The following is a 13,000-nucleotide window of genomic DNA, read 5'->3' on the forward strand; positions in this document are numbered from 1 at the left end:
CCACGCCATGCGCCGTTCCCGCCTGTTGCTGCCTGCCCTGGGGCTTGCCCTGCTGACTGCCTGCCAGGGCCGTTCGCCGGAACCCGGCAAGGAGCCACCCGCCGGTGACGCGCCCAGCGCGGAGAAGGCCGCCGCCGACGGCAAGATGCGCTGGAGCGAGGCCGTGGTCTGGGATGGCGATCTGAACGCATGCCGCCAGGGCGAGAATGCCGCCACCCGGGATTGCCTGCGCGATGCGATGCGAGCGGGGGGAGCAAGCGCCGAGGCGATCACCGCGGCCGAGCAACTGTCCAGCGCCGGGGAACTGGCGTATGTCACCGCCTGGCATGAGAACGAGGGGCTGGGCATTGCCACGGTCGAGTATCCCTTCCGGGCCAACACCAACGAAGGCACCCGCCTGGTCGACGCCGGCGGCAAGCGCATCGATGTGGATGCCGTACAGCTGGACGACACGCTGCGTGCCGACCCGGCCGTGCAGGAGCTGTTGAAGGCCAACCCGCAGGCCACGCCATTCGCGCCGGCGCAATCGGCCGGAGCGACACCGCTGGAGGGCGGCGGGATCCGCCTGCTGTACCGCACACCGCTGCGCGACTGCCACGCCTGCCCGGACGTGGGCCAGCTGCAGATCGCCTATGACTTCGATGCCAAGCGCAACTTCATCGGCCAGCAGGTGGTGCCGGCGACGCCGTAATCCGGAAACGCCGCGTGTCGCCGGGCATGGCCCGGCGAGCGCAGTGTCGAATCACCGGTACGCCTGCACCTGCTTCTGCAGCAGATGCGGCACGATCAACCTGTGCACGGGCGCGACCGGCAGCATGTAGAGGCGCCCGAATGCGTTATGCGTATGCACCACCGTCACCACTTCCAGCACATCGCCCTGCCATTGCAGGGCCAGCTGTACGCGCAGGTGGCGATCATCGTCTTCCAGCACGATGGCATCGTCATCCAGCGACTGCAGGGTGAAGATGCCCAGCCGCTGGCCGGCAGCCGGATCGTCGGTGTCCTGCACCGCACGCAATGAGCCAAGGTGCTTCATCCCAAGCAGGCGCATGCCGTGGTTGCGCAGCGCCATCAGACCGTCGAACCAACCGGGAATGCTCGCGGCCATGTCGCGATAGGCCTGCAAGGCCGAGCGCCCGTCACGACGGGTGGTCGCATGGCACGCATGCACGAAATCCGCACCGGGCAGCTGAGTTCGCAGCACGCTGCCCGCGCTCGGCGGCGCGCTCATCACCTGCGATGCACTCACGGCTTCGGTCCCTGCCCCTCGTTGTCTTCCCAGTGCAGGATGCGGCGGGTGACGAAGCGGTAGACCGGCTTGCCGGTGGCGAACCACAGCTCGCGCACCCACGACGTACGCTTGAGCACGCGCTTCTCCACCGGGGTGAGTGATTCGCGGCAGTACATGCGCTTGTGCTTGAGCAGGTGGCGCAGGTCCTCGCGGGCCAGCAGCCGCATCCAGCGCGAGCGCGGGTTGCCGATCACCGCCAGCTGGAAGTCGATCAGCGCCGGTCGTCCATCTTCAGTGACCAGCCAGTTGGCTTCCTTGGCCAGGTCGTTGTGGGCCACGCCATTGCGATGCAGCTGCTGCAGCAGGCGACGCGCGGCGCGGAACCAAGCCAGATCGCCGCGCGGCGGACGCTGGTACATGGCATCGCCGGCCATGAAGCTGCGGTCGAGGTGGCGGCCATCCCAGGCCAGCAGCTGCGGCACATCGGCCATGCCATGGATATGGCGCAGCGCGCGTGCTTCGCGACGTGCAAGCCACCACGCGGGCAACCGCAGCCACAGCGGCGTGGCCCCCAGATCGCGGCGTACGAACCGGCCATCGGGCCCTTTCACAAGAAGGATCCGGCCGAAGCTGTCGGCCTTCAGAGCATGGTGGGGAGCGTCTGGCGTATTCGGCATGACTCCATTCTAGGCGATGGCGCCGGTTGCAAACGGTCACGAAGCGGCTGGGAACCAGTCACCTTCACGCCCCTATAATCGGGCAATGGACTCTTCATGGATCGACGCCACGCTCGCGTGGATTGCCGCTCACCCCGTGCTGGCGGGCGCCGTTATCTTCCTCATCGCCTTCTGCGATGCGGTCATCATTCTTGGCGCCATCGTGCCGGCGCTGCCACTGCTGTTCGCGGTGGGCGTGTTCATTGGCCTGGGCCAGATCTCCGGGCCGTACGCGGTGGCGGCTGCGGCATTGGGTGCGTTTGCCGGCGATGGCATCAGTTACTGGATCGGCCGCCGCTGGGGCGACCGCCTGCGCGGCGTGTGGCCGTTCAGCCGTTACCCGCAGCTGCTCGACCGCGGCGAAAACCTGTTCCGCCGCAATGCCTTCAAGAGCATCCTGGTGGCACGCTACGTCGGCGCGATCCGCCCGTTCGTGCCGGCCATCGCCGGCATGATGAAGATGCCCGCCAGCCGCTACGTGCAGGCCAGCGGCATCGCCAGCATTTCCTGGGCGGTGCTGTTCCTGGCGCCGGGCTGGATCCTCGGCGAAGCGTACGACGCGGTGGCTGCTGTGGCCGGGCGGCTGGTGGTGGTGGTCGGCCTGCTGGCGGTGATCCTTGGCCTGGTCTGGGCCATCGTGCTGTACGGCTACCGCTGGTCGGCCGCACGCATGGACAACTGGCTGGCACGCCTGCTGGACTGGTCCAACCGCCACCCGACGCTGGGCCGCTACACCGTTGGCGTGCTGGACCCGAAGCGGCGCGAATCGGTGCCGCTGGCGATGCTGGCGCTGATGCTGCTCCTGCTGGGCTGGGGCTGGTTCGCGCTGTTGACCGTGGTGGTCGCACACGGCGAGCCGCTGGCGATCGACCTGCTGGTGCACCAGGCCATGCTGGCGCTGCGCAATCCGCTGGCCGACTACCCGATGGCTGCGCTGGCGTCGCTCGGGGCCTGGCAGGTCCTGCTGCCGGCCACCGCCGCGGCGATGGGCTATCTGATCTGGCGCCGACGCTGGATGGCCGCTGCGCACTGGCTGGCGGCACTGGCCTTCGGCCTGGCGCTGACCATGCTGCTGGGCGCCACCGTGGATGTGGTGCGCCCGATCGACGCCAGCAGCGGCTTCGGCTTCCCGTCGGTGTCGGTGACCATGGCCACCATCACCTTCGGCTTCTTCGCGGTGCTGATCGCACGCGAGATGCCCGGCCGCACCCGCGTCTGGCCGTACCTGGTTTCGGGCATCGTGGTCAGCCTGATCGGCTTCTCGCGCCTGTACCTGGGCGCGCATTGGCTGAGCGACGTGATCGGCGGCATGCTGTTCGGCACGTTCTGGCTGCTGGTGCTGGGCATCGCCTATCGCCGCCGCTTCAACCGCTCGTTCTGGGTGAAGCCGGTGGCCTGGCTGTTCTACGGCGTCTTCGCCGTGGCGGCGATGTGGTACGCACCGCGCAACATCCCGGTGAAGCTGGAACGCTTCGAACCGACCCTGCCGGCCCCGCAGGCGATGGACATGCAGGCCTGGTGGCAGCACGACTGGGCCACGCTGCCGGCGCGCCGCAACGAGTTCGACGACGACCAGCGCTGGCCGCTGGACGTGCAGGTGGCCGGGCCATTGGCACCGCTGCAGGCGCAGCTGGAAGCGCGTGGCTGGAAGCGGCAGGAACAGGCCGGCTGGCAGCAGGCGCTGCTGATGCTGGACAAGAACACCGGCGCCGATGAACTGCCGGTGCTGCCGGCCACGCTGGACACCCGCGTGGAAGCACTGCTGATGGTGCGCCAGGGTGCGAAGCCGGACGAACGCTATGTGCTGCGCCTGTGGCCGGCACCCGCGCAGCTGCAGGCGGGCAACACGCCGCTGTGGCTGGGCAGTGCACAGACCCTGCGCTACGAACGCCACTTCGAGTGGATCGGCATGTGGCACCCGCTGCGTGGCGTCGACCCGGCGTTGAACGCGGTGAAGGACGCCGTGCAGGACCTGCCGCAGCGCGAGGACGTGCACAGCGAAACCGGGTTGCCGGTGCTGCGGTTGAAGACGACAACGCCCTGAGGCCGCCGCGGCGCTCTGGTAGATGCCAACCTTGGTTGGCGTTTCGGGGAAGGCCGCCAACCAAGGTTGGCAGCTACCGGTTCCGCCGCGCCCTGGTCGTCCCCTGCCGTGGGTAGTGGCCAACCTTGGTTGGCGGTTATCGGCTACGGCATCCAGCCCAGCAACTGCTGCAACCGCTGGTGCGGGTCGTCCATCTGCAGCAGCTGCAGGCGCTGCTGCTCGCTCAGCGGCAGCAGTTCGGCCAGCCGCCAGCCAACCCAGCTGGCCTGGTCCAGCAACGCCGGATTGGCCGGCGCATAGGCCTCACCGGCCTGCTCGATGATGTGCCCCAGCACCGTGGCCAGCAGCGCATGCTGCGGCCGCAGCTCATCGTCGGGGTCTTCGTCGCACCAGCGCACGTCGGCCACCACCAGGCCGTTGTCGCGTACGCGGGTGCGCTCGACATGGAAGCGGCGGGTGCCTCGCAGGCGCAACTGCAGCACGCCGTCGGCGCCGACATCGAAGTCTTCGATGCGTACCTGCACGCCATACGCTGCCGGTGTCGCTGGGGCTCCCACTTCCTGGCCGTCGAGGATCAGGCAGACACCAAAGCCCTCGCCACTGCGGCCGCTGTCGCGGACCAGATCCAGGTACCGCCGCTCGAACACGCGCAGCCCGACCGCTGCACCCGGCACCAGCGTGGTATGCAGCGGAAACAGCGGCAGTGATGTGTCGCTGCTCATCGGGCCTGCAGCGCGGCGAGGAAGCGGCGCGGTGCGCCGTCGAAGCCCCCATTGGACATGAACACCACGTGGTCGCCGCTGCGCGCGCTGGCCTGCAGCTGCGCCAGCAGCGCGTCGGTATCGGGCACCGCGTGCGCTTCGCCGCGCACCGCGGCGATCACCGCGGCCGCATCCCAGGCCAGTTCCGGGCGATGCAGGAACACCACCTCGTCAGCCAACGCCAGCGACGGGGCCAGCGCCTGCGCGTGCGCCCCCAGCCGCATCGAATTGCTGCGCGGCTCCATCGCGACCACGATGCGCGCGTCACCCACCTTGGCACGCAGGCCTTCCAGCGTGGTGGCGATCGCGGTCGGGTGATGGGCGAAATCGTCGTAGATGGTGATGCCGTCATCGCGGCCGATCACTTCCATGCGGCGCTTGACGCTGCGGAAGCGCGCCAGCGCAGGAATCACGTCGGCCGGCGCCACGCCCACAGCGTGTGCGGCAGCCAGCGCAGCCAGGCCGTTGAGCACGTTGTGGCGGCCCAGCAACGACCAGTGCACATCGCCCATTGCCTGCCCGCGGTGGTGTACGCGGAAGGCGCTGCCATCGGCGGCCAGCAGCTCGGCATGCCATTCCAGCGACGGGTCGAAGCCGAAGCGCTCGACCGGGGTCCAGCAGCCCATCGCCAGCACTTCGGCCAGATGCGGGTCCTCGCCGTTGACGATCAGTCGGCCACGCGCCGGCACCGTGCGCACCAGGTGGTGGAACTGGCGCTGGATCGCGGCCACGTCCGGGAAGATGTCGGCGTGGTCGTATTCAAGGTTGTTGAGGATGGCCACCAGCGGCCGGTAGTGCACGAACTTGCTGCGCTTGTCGAAGAACGCGGTGTCGTACTCGTCGGCCTCGACCACGAACTCGCGGCCCTGGCCCAGCCGGGCGGAGACGCCGAAATCCTCGGCGACGCCGCCGATCAGGAAACCGGGCGAACGACCCGCGCTTTCCAGCAGCCAGGTGAGGATGGTGGTGGTGGTGGTCTTGCCATGGGTACCTGCCACGGCCAGGGTGTCGCGACCCGGCAGTACCTGTTCGGACAGCCATTGCGCTCCCGAAATGTAGCGCTGGCCGGCGTCGAGCACGGCCTCAACGGCGGCATTGCCGCGCGAGAGGGCGTTGCCGATCACCACGTCATCGGTGCCGGCCGGCACGCTGTCGGCGCGGTAGCCCTGGTCCAGGGCGATGCCCAGCTGCTCGAGCTGGGTCGACATTGGCGGATAGATGGCCTGGTCGCTGCCGCTGACCGTATGGCCCAGTTCCCGCGCCAGGGCGGCCACGCCGCCCATGAAGGTGCCGGCGATTGCAAGGATATGTACGCTGCTCATGACCGAGGATTGTGACCGATGACGGCTGTATAGGGCCAATGTCCGCCCCCGGGTAAGACAAGTCCTACACGGGATGTGAGAAAACTCCAATCACCTGTCAGGGAATTCCCGATAGCGATGTTCTGTGAACCCGGACACAATTCGAACTGCCAGCCGCAGTACCCGAACCGGTCCTACTCCCCAAGAGGCCATCCCCAAGGGAGCTCATGCTGCGGGGCCCTGAGCAAGCCCTTCGCTGGCGCCTGTCAAACGACACAGGCCTGATCCTCACGGACCAGGCCTGTGTTTTTTTGCGCCCGAAGGGCCGGCAACAGGCCGGCCCCGCCGGATCAGGCCTTGATCGCCGCCAGGATGCGGGCTTCGATCTCGTCCAGCTCACCGACGCCATCGACGCGGGCCAGGGTGCCACGGCCAGCGTAGAAGTCGACCACCGGGGCGGTCTGGTCGTTGTAGACCTGCAGGCGCTGGCGCACCGCTTCCGGCGTGTCATCGGCGCGGCCCTGTTCCTTGGCACGACCGGCGATGCGCTCGACCAGCAGCTCGGTGGCCACGTCCAGCTGCACCACGGCATCCAGCGGCTGGCCGATCTTGGCCAGCAGGCCGTCCATCGCATTGGCCTGGGCCACATTGCGCGGATAACCATCAAGAATGAAGCCCTTGGCGACATCGGGCTGGGTCAGGCGCGACTCCAGCATGCCCAGCAGGATGTCATCCGACACCAGGTTGCCGGCATCCATCACCGTCTTGGCCTGCTTGCCCAGCTCCGTGCCCGCGGCGATTTCCGCGCGCAGCATGTCACCGGTCGAAATGTGGGCGATCCCCAGCTTTTCCTTCAGGCGCGTCGCCTGTGTCCCCTTGCCCGAACCGGGCGGTCCCAACAGAACCAATCGCATTGACCTGACTCCAACGTGTTGAAAACAAAGAAGGTTCGCGTCCCGGACGGACCGGTATCGCTGCACCGCAATAGCGCCACTTTACCGCATCCGGGTAATGTCCCTGCAATGTCCTTTCCCCCGAGCAGGTAGACGCATGCGCAACGGTACTCTCCTCTACGCCCAATCCGGTGGTGTCACCGCGGTCATCAACGCCACGGCGGCGGCGGTGATCGAGCAGGCCCGGGCCAAGGGCATCAAGGTCCTGGCCGCGCGCAACGGCATCCTCGGCGCGCTGCGCGAGGAACTGATCGACACCAGCAAGGAGAGCGCTGCGGCCATCCGCGCCCTCGCCCATACCCCGGGCGGCGCGTTCGGCTCCTGCCGGGTCAAGCTGAAATCGCTGGACGCCGACCGCGCCCGCTACGACCGCCTGCTGGAGGTGCTGCGCGCGCACGACGTGCGCTGGTTCCTCTACAACGGCGGCAACGACTCGGCCGATACCGCGCTGAAGGTCTCGCAGCTGGCCAAAGCCTCCGGCTACGACCTGACCTGCATCGGCGTGCCCAAGACCATCGACAACGACCTGGCGGTGACCGACACCTGCCCCGGCTTCGGCTCGGCGGCCAAGTACACTGCGGTGTCGGTACGCGAGGCAGCGCTGGACGTGGCGGCGATGGCCGAAACCTCCACCCGCGTCTTCATCTACGAGGCGATGGGCCGCCACGCCGGCTGGCTGGCCGCGGCCGCAGGCCTTGCCGGCAACGGCGATGACGAAGCGCCGCACGTCATCCTGCTGCCCGAACGCGCCTATGACGAGGCGGCGTTCCTGGCCAAGGTGAAAGCGGTGGTCGAGCGCGTCGGCTACTGCGTGGTGGTGGCGTCGGAGGGCATCGCCACCGGCGATGGCCGCTTCGTCGCTGACGCTGGCGGCGGCAAGGACTCGTTCGGCCACTCGCAGCTGGGCGGCGTGGCCGCGCACCTGGCCGGCCGGGTCAAGGACCAGCTGGGCCTGAAGGTGCACTGGGCGCTGCCCGACTACCTGCAGCGCTCGGCCCGGCACCTGGCCAGCAGGACCGACTGGGAGCAGGCGCAGGCGGTCGGCAAGGCCGCCGTGCAGCTGGCGCTGAAGGGCCAGAACGGCGTGATGCCGGTGATCGTGCGCAGCAGCGATGCGCCCTACCGCTGGAAGATCGAAGCGGCGCCACTGTCGAAGATCGCCAACCATGAAAAGAAGATGCCCGCCGGCTTCATCCGCCGCGACGGCTTCGGCATCACCGCCAGGGCGCGGGCCTACCTGTCGCCACTGATCAAGGGCGAAGCGCCGCTGCCGTATGGCGCCGACGGCCTGCCGAAGTACGTCACCCTGAAGAACGTGGCGGTGAAGCAGAAGCTGCCGCCGTTCGAGGGCTGACCCGAAAAAGGGGACGGAGGGGATTAAGTCGCATACGCCCCTCTGTCATCTCCAACAGCGTCAGCAGTGGGTCGGATACGACTTAATCCCCTCCGTCCCCTTTTAATGGAGGAACACCATGGCACTGCGTGTTGTTCGACTCGGTACGCCGCGCGTGTCTGGCGAGGGCCTGCGCATCGGCACCGTGCGGCGGCCGCCGCGCGGCGTTCCGCGCAGCGAGTTCGCCCGACAGGACTGGTACGACGTCTGGTTCCCGACCCTGGCACCCAGCGCGGAACTGGTGAAGCGGGCGCATGAGGCGACGACGGCCGCCGACTGGACCGCGTTCTTCCGCCACTACAAGGCCGAGATGAAAGCGCCGGATGCCGCCCATGCACTGGACCTGCTTGCCGCACTGTCGCAGCACAGCGACATCAGCGTGGGGTGCTACTGCGAGGATGAGGCGCACTGCCATCGCAGGGCTTTGCGCGAGCTGCTGGTGGCGCGCGGGGCGACGCTGGCGGAGTGATGATTGCAGGGTTGCCGGCCAGCGGCCGGCACTACCCGTGGATGACCGCTTGGGTACACCGCCCAGGCAATTTCAGTTGCAGGCCTTGCCTTCCATCTGCAGCTGCGCGGCGAACATCGTCACCTGCGGAATCTGGCCGGCAGCGGCCTGCTTCTTCGCTTCCTCCAGATAGATGCGCGACTGGCCCTGACCGTCCAGCTCGACCTTGTTGGTCGACGGCAGGCGCCACACGCGCACCACGGCCTGCTGTGCCGGGCATGCGGCGCTGGGCACGCGGATCACATCATTGAGCTTCCAGCCCTTGTCGGCACTTGGCTGCGCCTTGGCGTAGTCGACGAAGCGCGCGCGCGGCTGGCACTGCTCACTGGTACGCACCGCAGAGAAGCGGTACGGCTCGGCCGCCTGCCCGGTGAAGGCGCCTTCCAGGCGCGCACAGGCCTCGGGGATCTGCCGCAGCGTATGCACCGCGCCTACCGCCTGCGGAGCGCCCACGGCGCGCTGTAGCTCCGGGGTTTCCGCGGCGAGTGCTGGTACGGCCGGGACCAGGGCGGCAAGCATCAACAGGGACAGGCGCATGGGAGATCTCCTACAGGACTGAGCGCAGGCTTGCAGAGCCTGGCTTAACGGGGTGCAAAGGCCGGTGGCTCTCGAATCAAGCCCATTGACTGGCGGCATGCGCTGCGGCTCGCAGAAGCCAGTCGAGCACGGCTCGACTCTACAGTGCGCGGCACGCATACTGCGGGCACCAGGGAATGCTGAACACCGCCATACGTCGGACGACCGCCAAGGTCGGTACGGGTTGGTTCCAGGCTGCAGCCCGTCGTCCCCCTCGTGGTGCCGTTCATCGCCACTGGATGCCTACATCCATTCTGCGGAGGGGTCTAATGCTGGAACGTCACGGGCTGTCATTGGCGCTGGGCTGCGCCATTCTCGCGATCCTGTTCGGAATCGTCTCGGCGCGCTGGATCCTGCGCCAACCCACCGGCAATGAACGCATGATCGCGATCGCCACGGCGATCCAGGAAGGTGCGCGTGCCTATCTCAACCGCCAGTACCTGACCATTGGCGTGGCCGGTGTGGTGCTGTTCGTGCTGGTCGGTGTGTTCCTCAGCTGGTACACCGCGATCGGCTTCGCGGTCGGCGCGATACTGTCCGGCGCGGCCGGCTATATCGGCATGAACGTGTCGGTACGCGCCAACGTGCGCACTGCCGAAGCTGCACGCCACGGCATCAGCGCCGCAATGGACGTCGCCTTCCGCGGCGGTGCCATCACCGGCATGCTGGTGGTCGGCCTCGGCCTGCTGGGCGTGGCCGGCTACTACGCGCTGCTGCTGCGCATGGGCCTGCCGATGGAACAGGCGCTGCATGCGCTGGTCGGCCTGGCCTTCGGCTCGTCGCTGATCTCGATCTTCGCGCGGCTGGGCGGTGGCATCTTCACCAAGGGCGCCGACGTCGGCGCCGATCTGGTCGGCAAGGTGGAAGCCGGCATTCCCGAGGACGACCCGCGCAACCCGGCGGTGATCGCGGACAACGTGGGTGACAACGTGGGCGACTGCGCCGGCATGGCCGCCGATCTGTTCGAAACCTACGCGGTGACCGTCATCGCAACGATGCTGCTGGGCAGCCTGATGCTGGCCGAAGCCGGAACCAATGCGGTGCTGTATCCGCTGGTGCTGGGCGGCGTATCGATCATCGCCTCGATCATCGGCGCGCTGTTCGTCAAAGTGAAGCCTGGCGGCTCGATCATGGGCGCGCTGTACAAGGGCGTGATCGTCTCCGGCGTGCTGGCCGCCATCGCCTTCTACCCGATCACTACCGGCCTGATGGGTGACAACGTGCACGGGCCGATGGCCCTGTACGGCTGCGCGTTGATCGGCTTGGTCCTGACCGGGCTGATCGTGTGGATCACCGAGTACTACACCGGCACCCAGTACAAGCCGGTGCAGCACGTGGCGCAGGCCTCGACCACCGGCCACGGCACCAACATCATCGCCGGCCTCGGCATCTCGATGAAGTCCACGGCGCTGCCGGTGGTGGCCGTGTGTGCGGCGATCTGGGGCGCGTTCGCGCTGGGTGGGCTGTACGGCATCGCCATCGCCGCCACCGCGATGCTGTCGATGGCCGGCATGATCGTCGCTCTTGATGCCTACGGGCCGATCACCGACAACGCCGGTGGGATTGCCGAGATGGCCGAGCTGCCCTCGGAGATCCGCGACATCACCGATCCACTGGATGCGGTGGGCAACACCACCAAGGCGGTGACCAAGGGCTATGCGATCGGTTCGGCCGCACTGGCCGCATTGGTGCTGTTCGCGGACTACACGCACAACCTGCAGGCTGCACATCCCGGGCAGGAATTCCGCTTCGACCTCAGCGACCACACGGTGATCATCGGCCTGCTGATCGGCGGCCTGATTCCCTACCTGTTCGGTGCGATGGCGATGGAAGCGGTCGGCCGCGCGGCGGGTGCGGTGGTGGAGGAAGTACGTCGCCAGTTCCGCGAGATCCCCGGCATCATGCAGGGCACCGGCAAGCCGCAGTACGACAAGGCGGTGGACATGCTGACCCGCTCGGCGATCCGCGAAATGATCGTGCCCTCGCTGCTGCCGGTGGCGGTGCCGGTGGTGGTCGGCCTGCTGCTGGGGCCACGCGCACTGGGTGGCCTGCTGATCGGCACGATCGTGACCGGCCTGTTCGTGGCCATTTCGATGACCACCGGCGGTGGCGCCTGGGACAACGCCAAGAAGTACATCGAAGATGGCCACTTCGGCGGCAAGGGCAGCGAGGCGCACAAGGCTGCGGTGACCGGCGATACCGTCGGTGACCCGTACAAGGACACGGCCGGCCCGGCGATCAATCCGCTGATCAAGATCATCAACATCGTGGCGCTGCTGCTGGTGCCGTTGTTGTAGATCCACGCCATGCGTGGATGACGGCCTCGATGGGGTCAGAGCCCTTTCCCAGGAAAGGGATCCGACCCCACCGTCAATCACCGCCCGCGCAGGAAAAACGACACCGGCACCATTACGTCCACCGGGTCGCCGGCCACTTCGGCCGGCGGCGCCGGTACCGGGCTGGCGCGCTGCACGGTGTCCAGCGTCTCCTGGTCAAGCAGCGCGAAGCCACTGCTGCGGCCCAGCTTCAACCCCGAGACCGCGCCATCGCGGGCCACGGCAAAGCGCACGTAGACCACGCCCTGCTGGCGCAGCCGCTCGGCCTGGCGCGGATAGCGACGATGCTTCTGCAGGTGCCCGAGCAGGCGCCCTTCCCAGGTGGCCTCGGCACGGCTGCGCTCGCCGGCCGTCGTCTGCGGCGCGGTATAGCGCGTGGCCGCATCGGCGGCCACCTGTGGTGGCGCGCTGGTCTGCGCGACGTTGGCGTCGGCGGTGTCCGGCGAGGGGGTCGGATCCGGTGCCCGCGGCGGTGGCAGGTCACCCTGCGGCTGCACCGGCGCCTCCGGTTGCTCGCGCAGCGCCGGCTTCGGCGCCTGCCGCTGCTGTTGCTGCTGCAGTGGACCGGTGGCGACCTCGCGCGGCGGCACCGGCGGTGCCTGCGCCATCGGTGCCAGTTCCAGCATCAGCGCGGCGGGCGGCGCCGTCGCAGCCAGCACCGGTGCGCGCGTCGCCCACCAGCAGGCTGCGCCGATCAGCAGCGCGTGCACCAGCAGCACGATCGCCAGGCTGGTCGCCCAGCGCCGCAGTCCACTCATCGCGCGCCCTGCTCCAGTCCAACCAGTGCCACCTTCAAGTAGCCTGCGCCACGCAGCGCGTCCAGCGTCGCCATCAGTTCACCGTAAGGCACGTGGGTATCGGCACGCAGGAAGATGCGCTGCGCGGTGTCGCCGTGGGTGGCCGCCTGCAATGCAGCGGCCAGCCCGTCACGCGCCACCGCCTGCTCGCCCACGCGCAGCGACAGATCGGCCTGCACGGTCACATACACCGGCGCCTGTTCGGGCGGCGTGGCACTGGCGCTGCTGGCCGGCAGCTGCACCGGCACTGATACGGTGGCCAGCGGTGCGGCTACCATGAAGATGATCAGCAGCACCAGCATTACGTCGATGAAGGGCGTGACGTTGATCTCGTGTGCTTCTTCCGGTGCGTCGTCGCGGTCGGACGCGGTCCTGATCGCCATC

The 13,000-nt window shown here is 68.1% G+C and carries 13 protein-coding genes; 5 read left to right on the forward strand and 8 right to left on the reverse strand.

The features are described from left to right. Positions 1-7 precede the first annotated feature (7 nt). Positions 8-691: a hypothetical protein gene (locus AC5P5R_RS07740; RefSeq protein WP_100438084.1), complete on the forward strand. Its 684-nt coding sequence runs from the start codon at positions 8-10 to the stop codon at positions 689-691. A gap of 51 nt (positions 692-742) precedes the next feature. On the opposite strand, the gene AC5P5R_RS07745 is transcribed toward AC5P5R_RS07740, so the two are convergent. Beyond that, positions 743-1,231: a DUF2867 domain-containing protein gene (locus AC5P5R_RS07745; protein ID WP_217279012.1), complete on the reverse strand. Its 489-nt coding sequence runs from the start codon at positions 1,229-1,231 to the stop codon at positions 743-745. 14 nt (positions 1,232-1,245) lie between these two features. Next, a complete protein-coding gene (locus AC5P5R_RS07750; protein ID WP_100438085.1) occupies positions 1,246-1,908 on the reverse strand; it encodes a serine/threonine-protein kinase in 663 nt (220 codons plus the stop codon). Positions 1,909-1,993: 85 nt separating this feature from the next. On the opposite strand from AC5P5R_RS07750, the gene AC5P5R_RS07755 reads away from it, so the two are divergent. Continuing rightward, positions 1,994-3,991, forward strand: coding sequence for a bifunctional DedA family/phosphatase PAP2 family protein (locus tag AC5P5R_RS07755; RefSeq protein WP_012481181.1), 1,998 nt, complete (start codon positions 1,994-1,996; stop codon positions 3,989-3,991). Positions 3,992-4,134: 143 nt separating this feature from the next. Here AC5P5R_RS07755 and AC5P5R_RS07760 read toward each other — a convergent pair whose 3' ends face one another. The 3 genes from AC5P5R_RS07760 to AC5P5R_RS07770 form a co-directional block, all read right to left on the reverse strand. After that, on the reverse strand, positions 4,135-4,713 hold the full coding sequence (locus tag AC5P5R_RS07760) for an LON peptidase substrate-binding domain-containing protein (protein WP_012481182.1): 579 nt from the start codon (positions 4,711-4,713) through the stop codon (positions 4,135-4,137). Beyond that, positions 4,710-6,074, reverse strand: coding sequence for a UDP-N-acetylmuramate:L-alanyl-gamma-D-glutamyl-meso-diaminopimelate ligase (mpl, locus tag AC5P5R_RS07765; RefSeq protein ID WP_076739721.1), 1,365 nt, complete (start codon positions 6,072-6,074; stop codon positions 4,710-4,712). Before mpl ends, AC5P5R_RS07760 begins: the two co-directional genes overlap by 4 nt. A 329-nt stretch (positions 6,075-6,403) precedes the next feature. Then, positions 6,404-6,967, reverse strand: a complete 564-nt coding sequence (locus tag AC5P5R_RS07770) for an adenylate kinase (RefSeq protein ID WP_005410920.1) — start codon at positions 6,965-6,967, stop codon at positions 6,404-6,406. Between the two features lie 136 nt (positions 6,968-7,103). Between AC5P5R_RS07770 and AC5P5R_RS07775 the strand changes: the two genes are divergently transcribed. Both AC5P5R_RS07775 and AC5P5R_RS07780 read left to right on the forward strand, forming a co-directional pair. Next, a complete protein-coding gene (locus AC5P5R_RS07775; protein ID WP_076739722.1) occupies positions 7,104-8,360 on the forward strand; it encodes a 6-phosphofructokinase in 1,257 nt (418 codons plus the stop codon). A 118-nt stretch (positions 8,361-8,478) separates the two neighbouring features. Further along, positions 8,479-8,868: a DUF488 domain-containing protein gene (locus AC5P5R_RS07780; RefSeq protein ID WP_100438086.1), complete on the forward strand. Its 390-nt coding sequence runs from the start codon at positions 8,479-8,481 to the stop codon at positions 8,866-8,868. A gap of 72 nt (positions 8,869-8,940) precedes the next feature. Here AC5P5R_RS07780 and AC5P5R_RS07785 read toward each other — a convergent pair whose 3' ends face one another. Beyond that, entirely contained in the window at positions 8,941-9,444 is a 504-nt protein-coding gene (locus tag AC5P5R_RS07785; RefSeq protein ID WP_005410923.1) for a hypothetical protein, read from the reverse strand. A gap of 308 nt (positions 9,445-9,752) precedes the next feature. Between AC5P5R_RS07785 and AC5P5R_RS07790 the strand changes: the two genes are divergently transcribed. Then, positions 9,753-11,780, forward strand: coding sequence for a sodium-translocating pyrophosphatase (locus tag AC5P5R_RS07790; RefSeq protein ID WP_059035334.1), 2,028 nt, complete (start codon positions 9,753-9,755; stop codon positions 11,778-11,780). A gap of 77 nt (positions 11,781-11,857) precedes the next feature. Here AC5P5R_RS07790 and AC5P5R_RS07795 read toward each other — a convergent pair whose 3' ends face one another. Further along, positions 11,858-12,577: an energy transducer TonB gene (locus AC5P5R_RS07795; RefSeq protein ID WP_100438087.1), complete on the reverse strand. Its 720-nt coding sequence runs from the start codon at positions 12,575-12,577 to the stop codon at positions 11,858-11,860. Next, a complete protein-coding gene (gene exbD, locus AC5P5R_RS07800) occupies positions 12,574-12,999 on the reverse strand; it encodes a TonB system transport protein ExbD (protein WP_043034068.1) in 426 nt (141 codons plus the stop codon). Before exbD ends, AC5P5R_RS07795 begins: the two co-directional genes overlap by 4 nt. Position 13,000: the final 1 nt, after the last annotated feature.

The sequence above is a fragment of the Stenotrophomonas sp. YJH_SMC_19 genome, assembly GCF_059367915.1.

Excerpts from the sequence above, each read along its gene's own strand:
- AC5P5R_RS07740 (WP_100438084.1), top strand. The coding sequence starts at position 8 with ATGCGCCGTTCCCGCCTGTTGCTGCCTGCCCTGGGGCTTGCCCTGCTG.
- AC5P5R_RS07745 (WP_217279012.1), bottom strand. The coding sequence starts at position 1,231 with ATGAGCGCGCCGCCGAGCGCGGGCAGCGTGCTGCGAACTCAGCTGCCC.
- AC5P5R_RS07750 (WP_100438085.1), bottom strand. The coding sequence starts at position 1,908 with ATGCCGAATACGCCAGACGCTCCCCACCATGCTCTGAAGGCCGACAGC.
- AC5P5R_RS07755 (WP_012481181.1), top strand. The coding sequence starts at position 1,994 with ATGGACTCTTCATGGATCGACGCCACGCTCGCGTGGATTGCCGCTCAC.
- AC5P5R_RS07760 (WP_012481182.1), bottom strand. The coding sequence starts at position 4,713 with ATGAGCAGCGACACATCACTGCCGCTGTTTCCGCTGCATACCACGCTG.
- mpl (WP_076739721.1), bottom strand. The coding sequence starts at position 6,074 with ATGAGCAGCGTACATATCCTTGCAATCGCCGGCACCTTCATGGGCGGC.
- AC5P5R_RS07770 (WP_005410920.1), bottom strand. The coding sequence starts at position 6,967 with ATGCGATTGGTTCTGTTGGGACCGCCCGGTTCGGGCAAGGGGACACAG.
- AC5P5R_RS07775 (WP_076739722.1), top strand. The coding sequence starts at position 7,104 with ATGCGCAACGGTACTCTCCTCTACGCCCAATCCGGTGGTGTCACCGCG.
- AC5P5R_RS07780 (WP_100438086.1), top strand. The coding sequence starts at position 8,479 with ATGGCACTGCGTGTTGTTCGACTCGGTACGCCGCGCGTGTCTGGCGAG.
- AC5P5R_RS07785 (WP_005410923.1), bottom strand. The coding sequence starts at position 9,444 with ATGCGCCTGTCCCTGTTGATGCTTGCCGCCCTGGTCCCGGCCGTACCA.
- AC5P5R_RS07790 (WP_059035334.1), top strand. The coding sequence starts at position 9,753 with ATGCTGGAACGTCACGGGCTGTCATTGGCGCTGGGCTGCGCCATTCTC.
- AC5P5R_RS07795 (WP_100438087.1), bottom strand. The coding sequence starts at position 12,577 with ATGAGTGGACTGCGGCGCTGGGCGACCAGCCTGGCGATCGTGCTGCTG.
- exbD (WP_043034068.1), bottom strand. The coding sequence starts at position 12,999 with ATGGCGATCAGGACCGCGTCCGACCGCGACGACGCACCGGAAGAAGCA.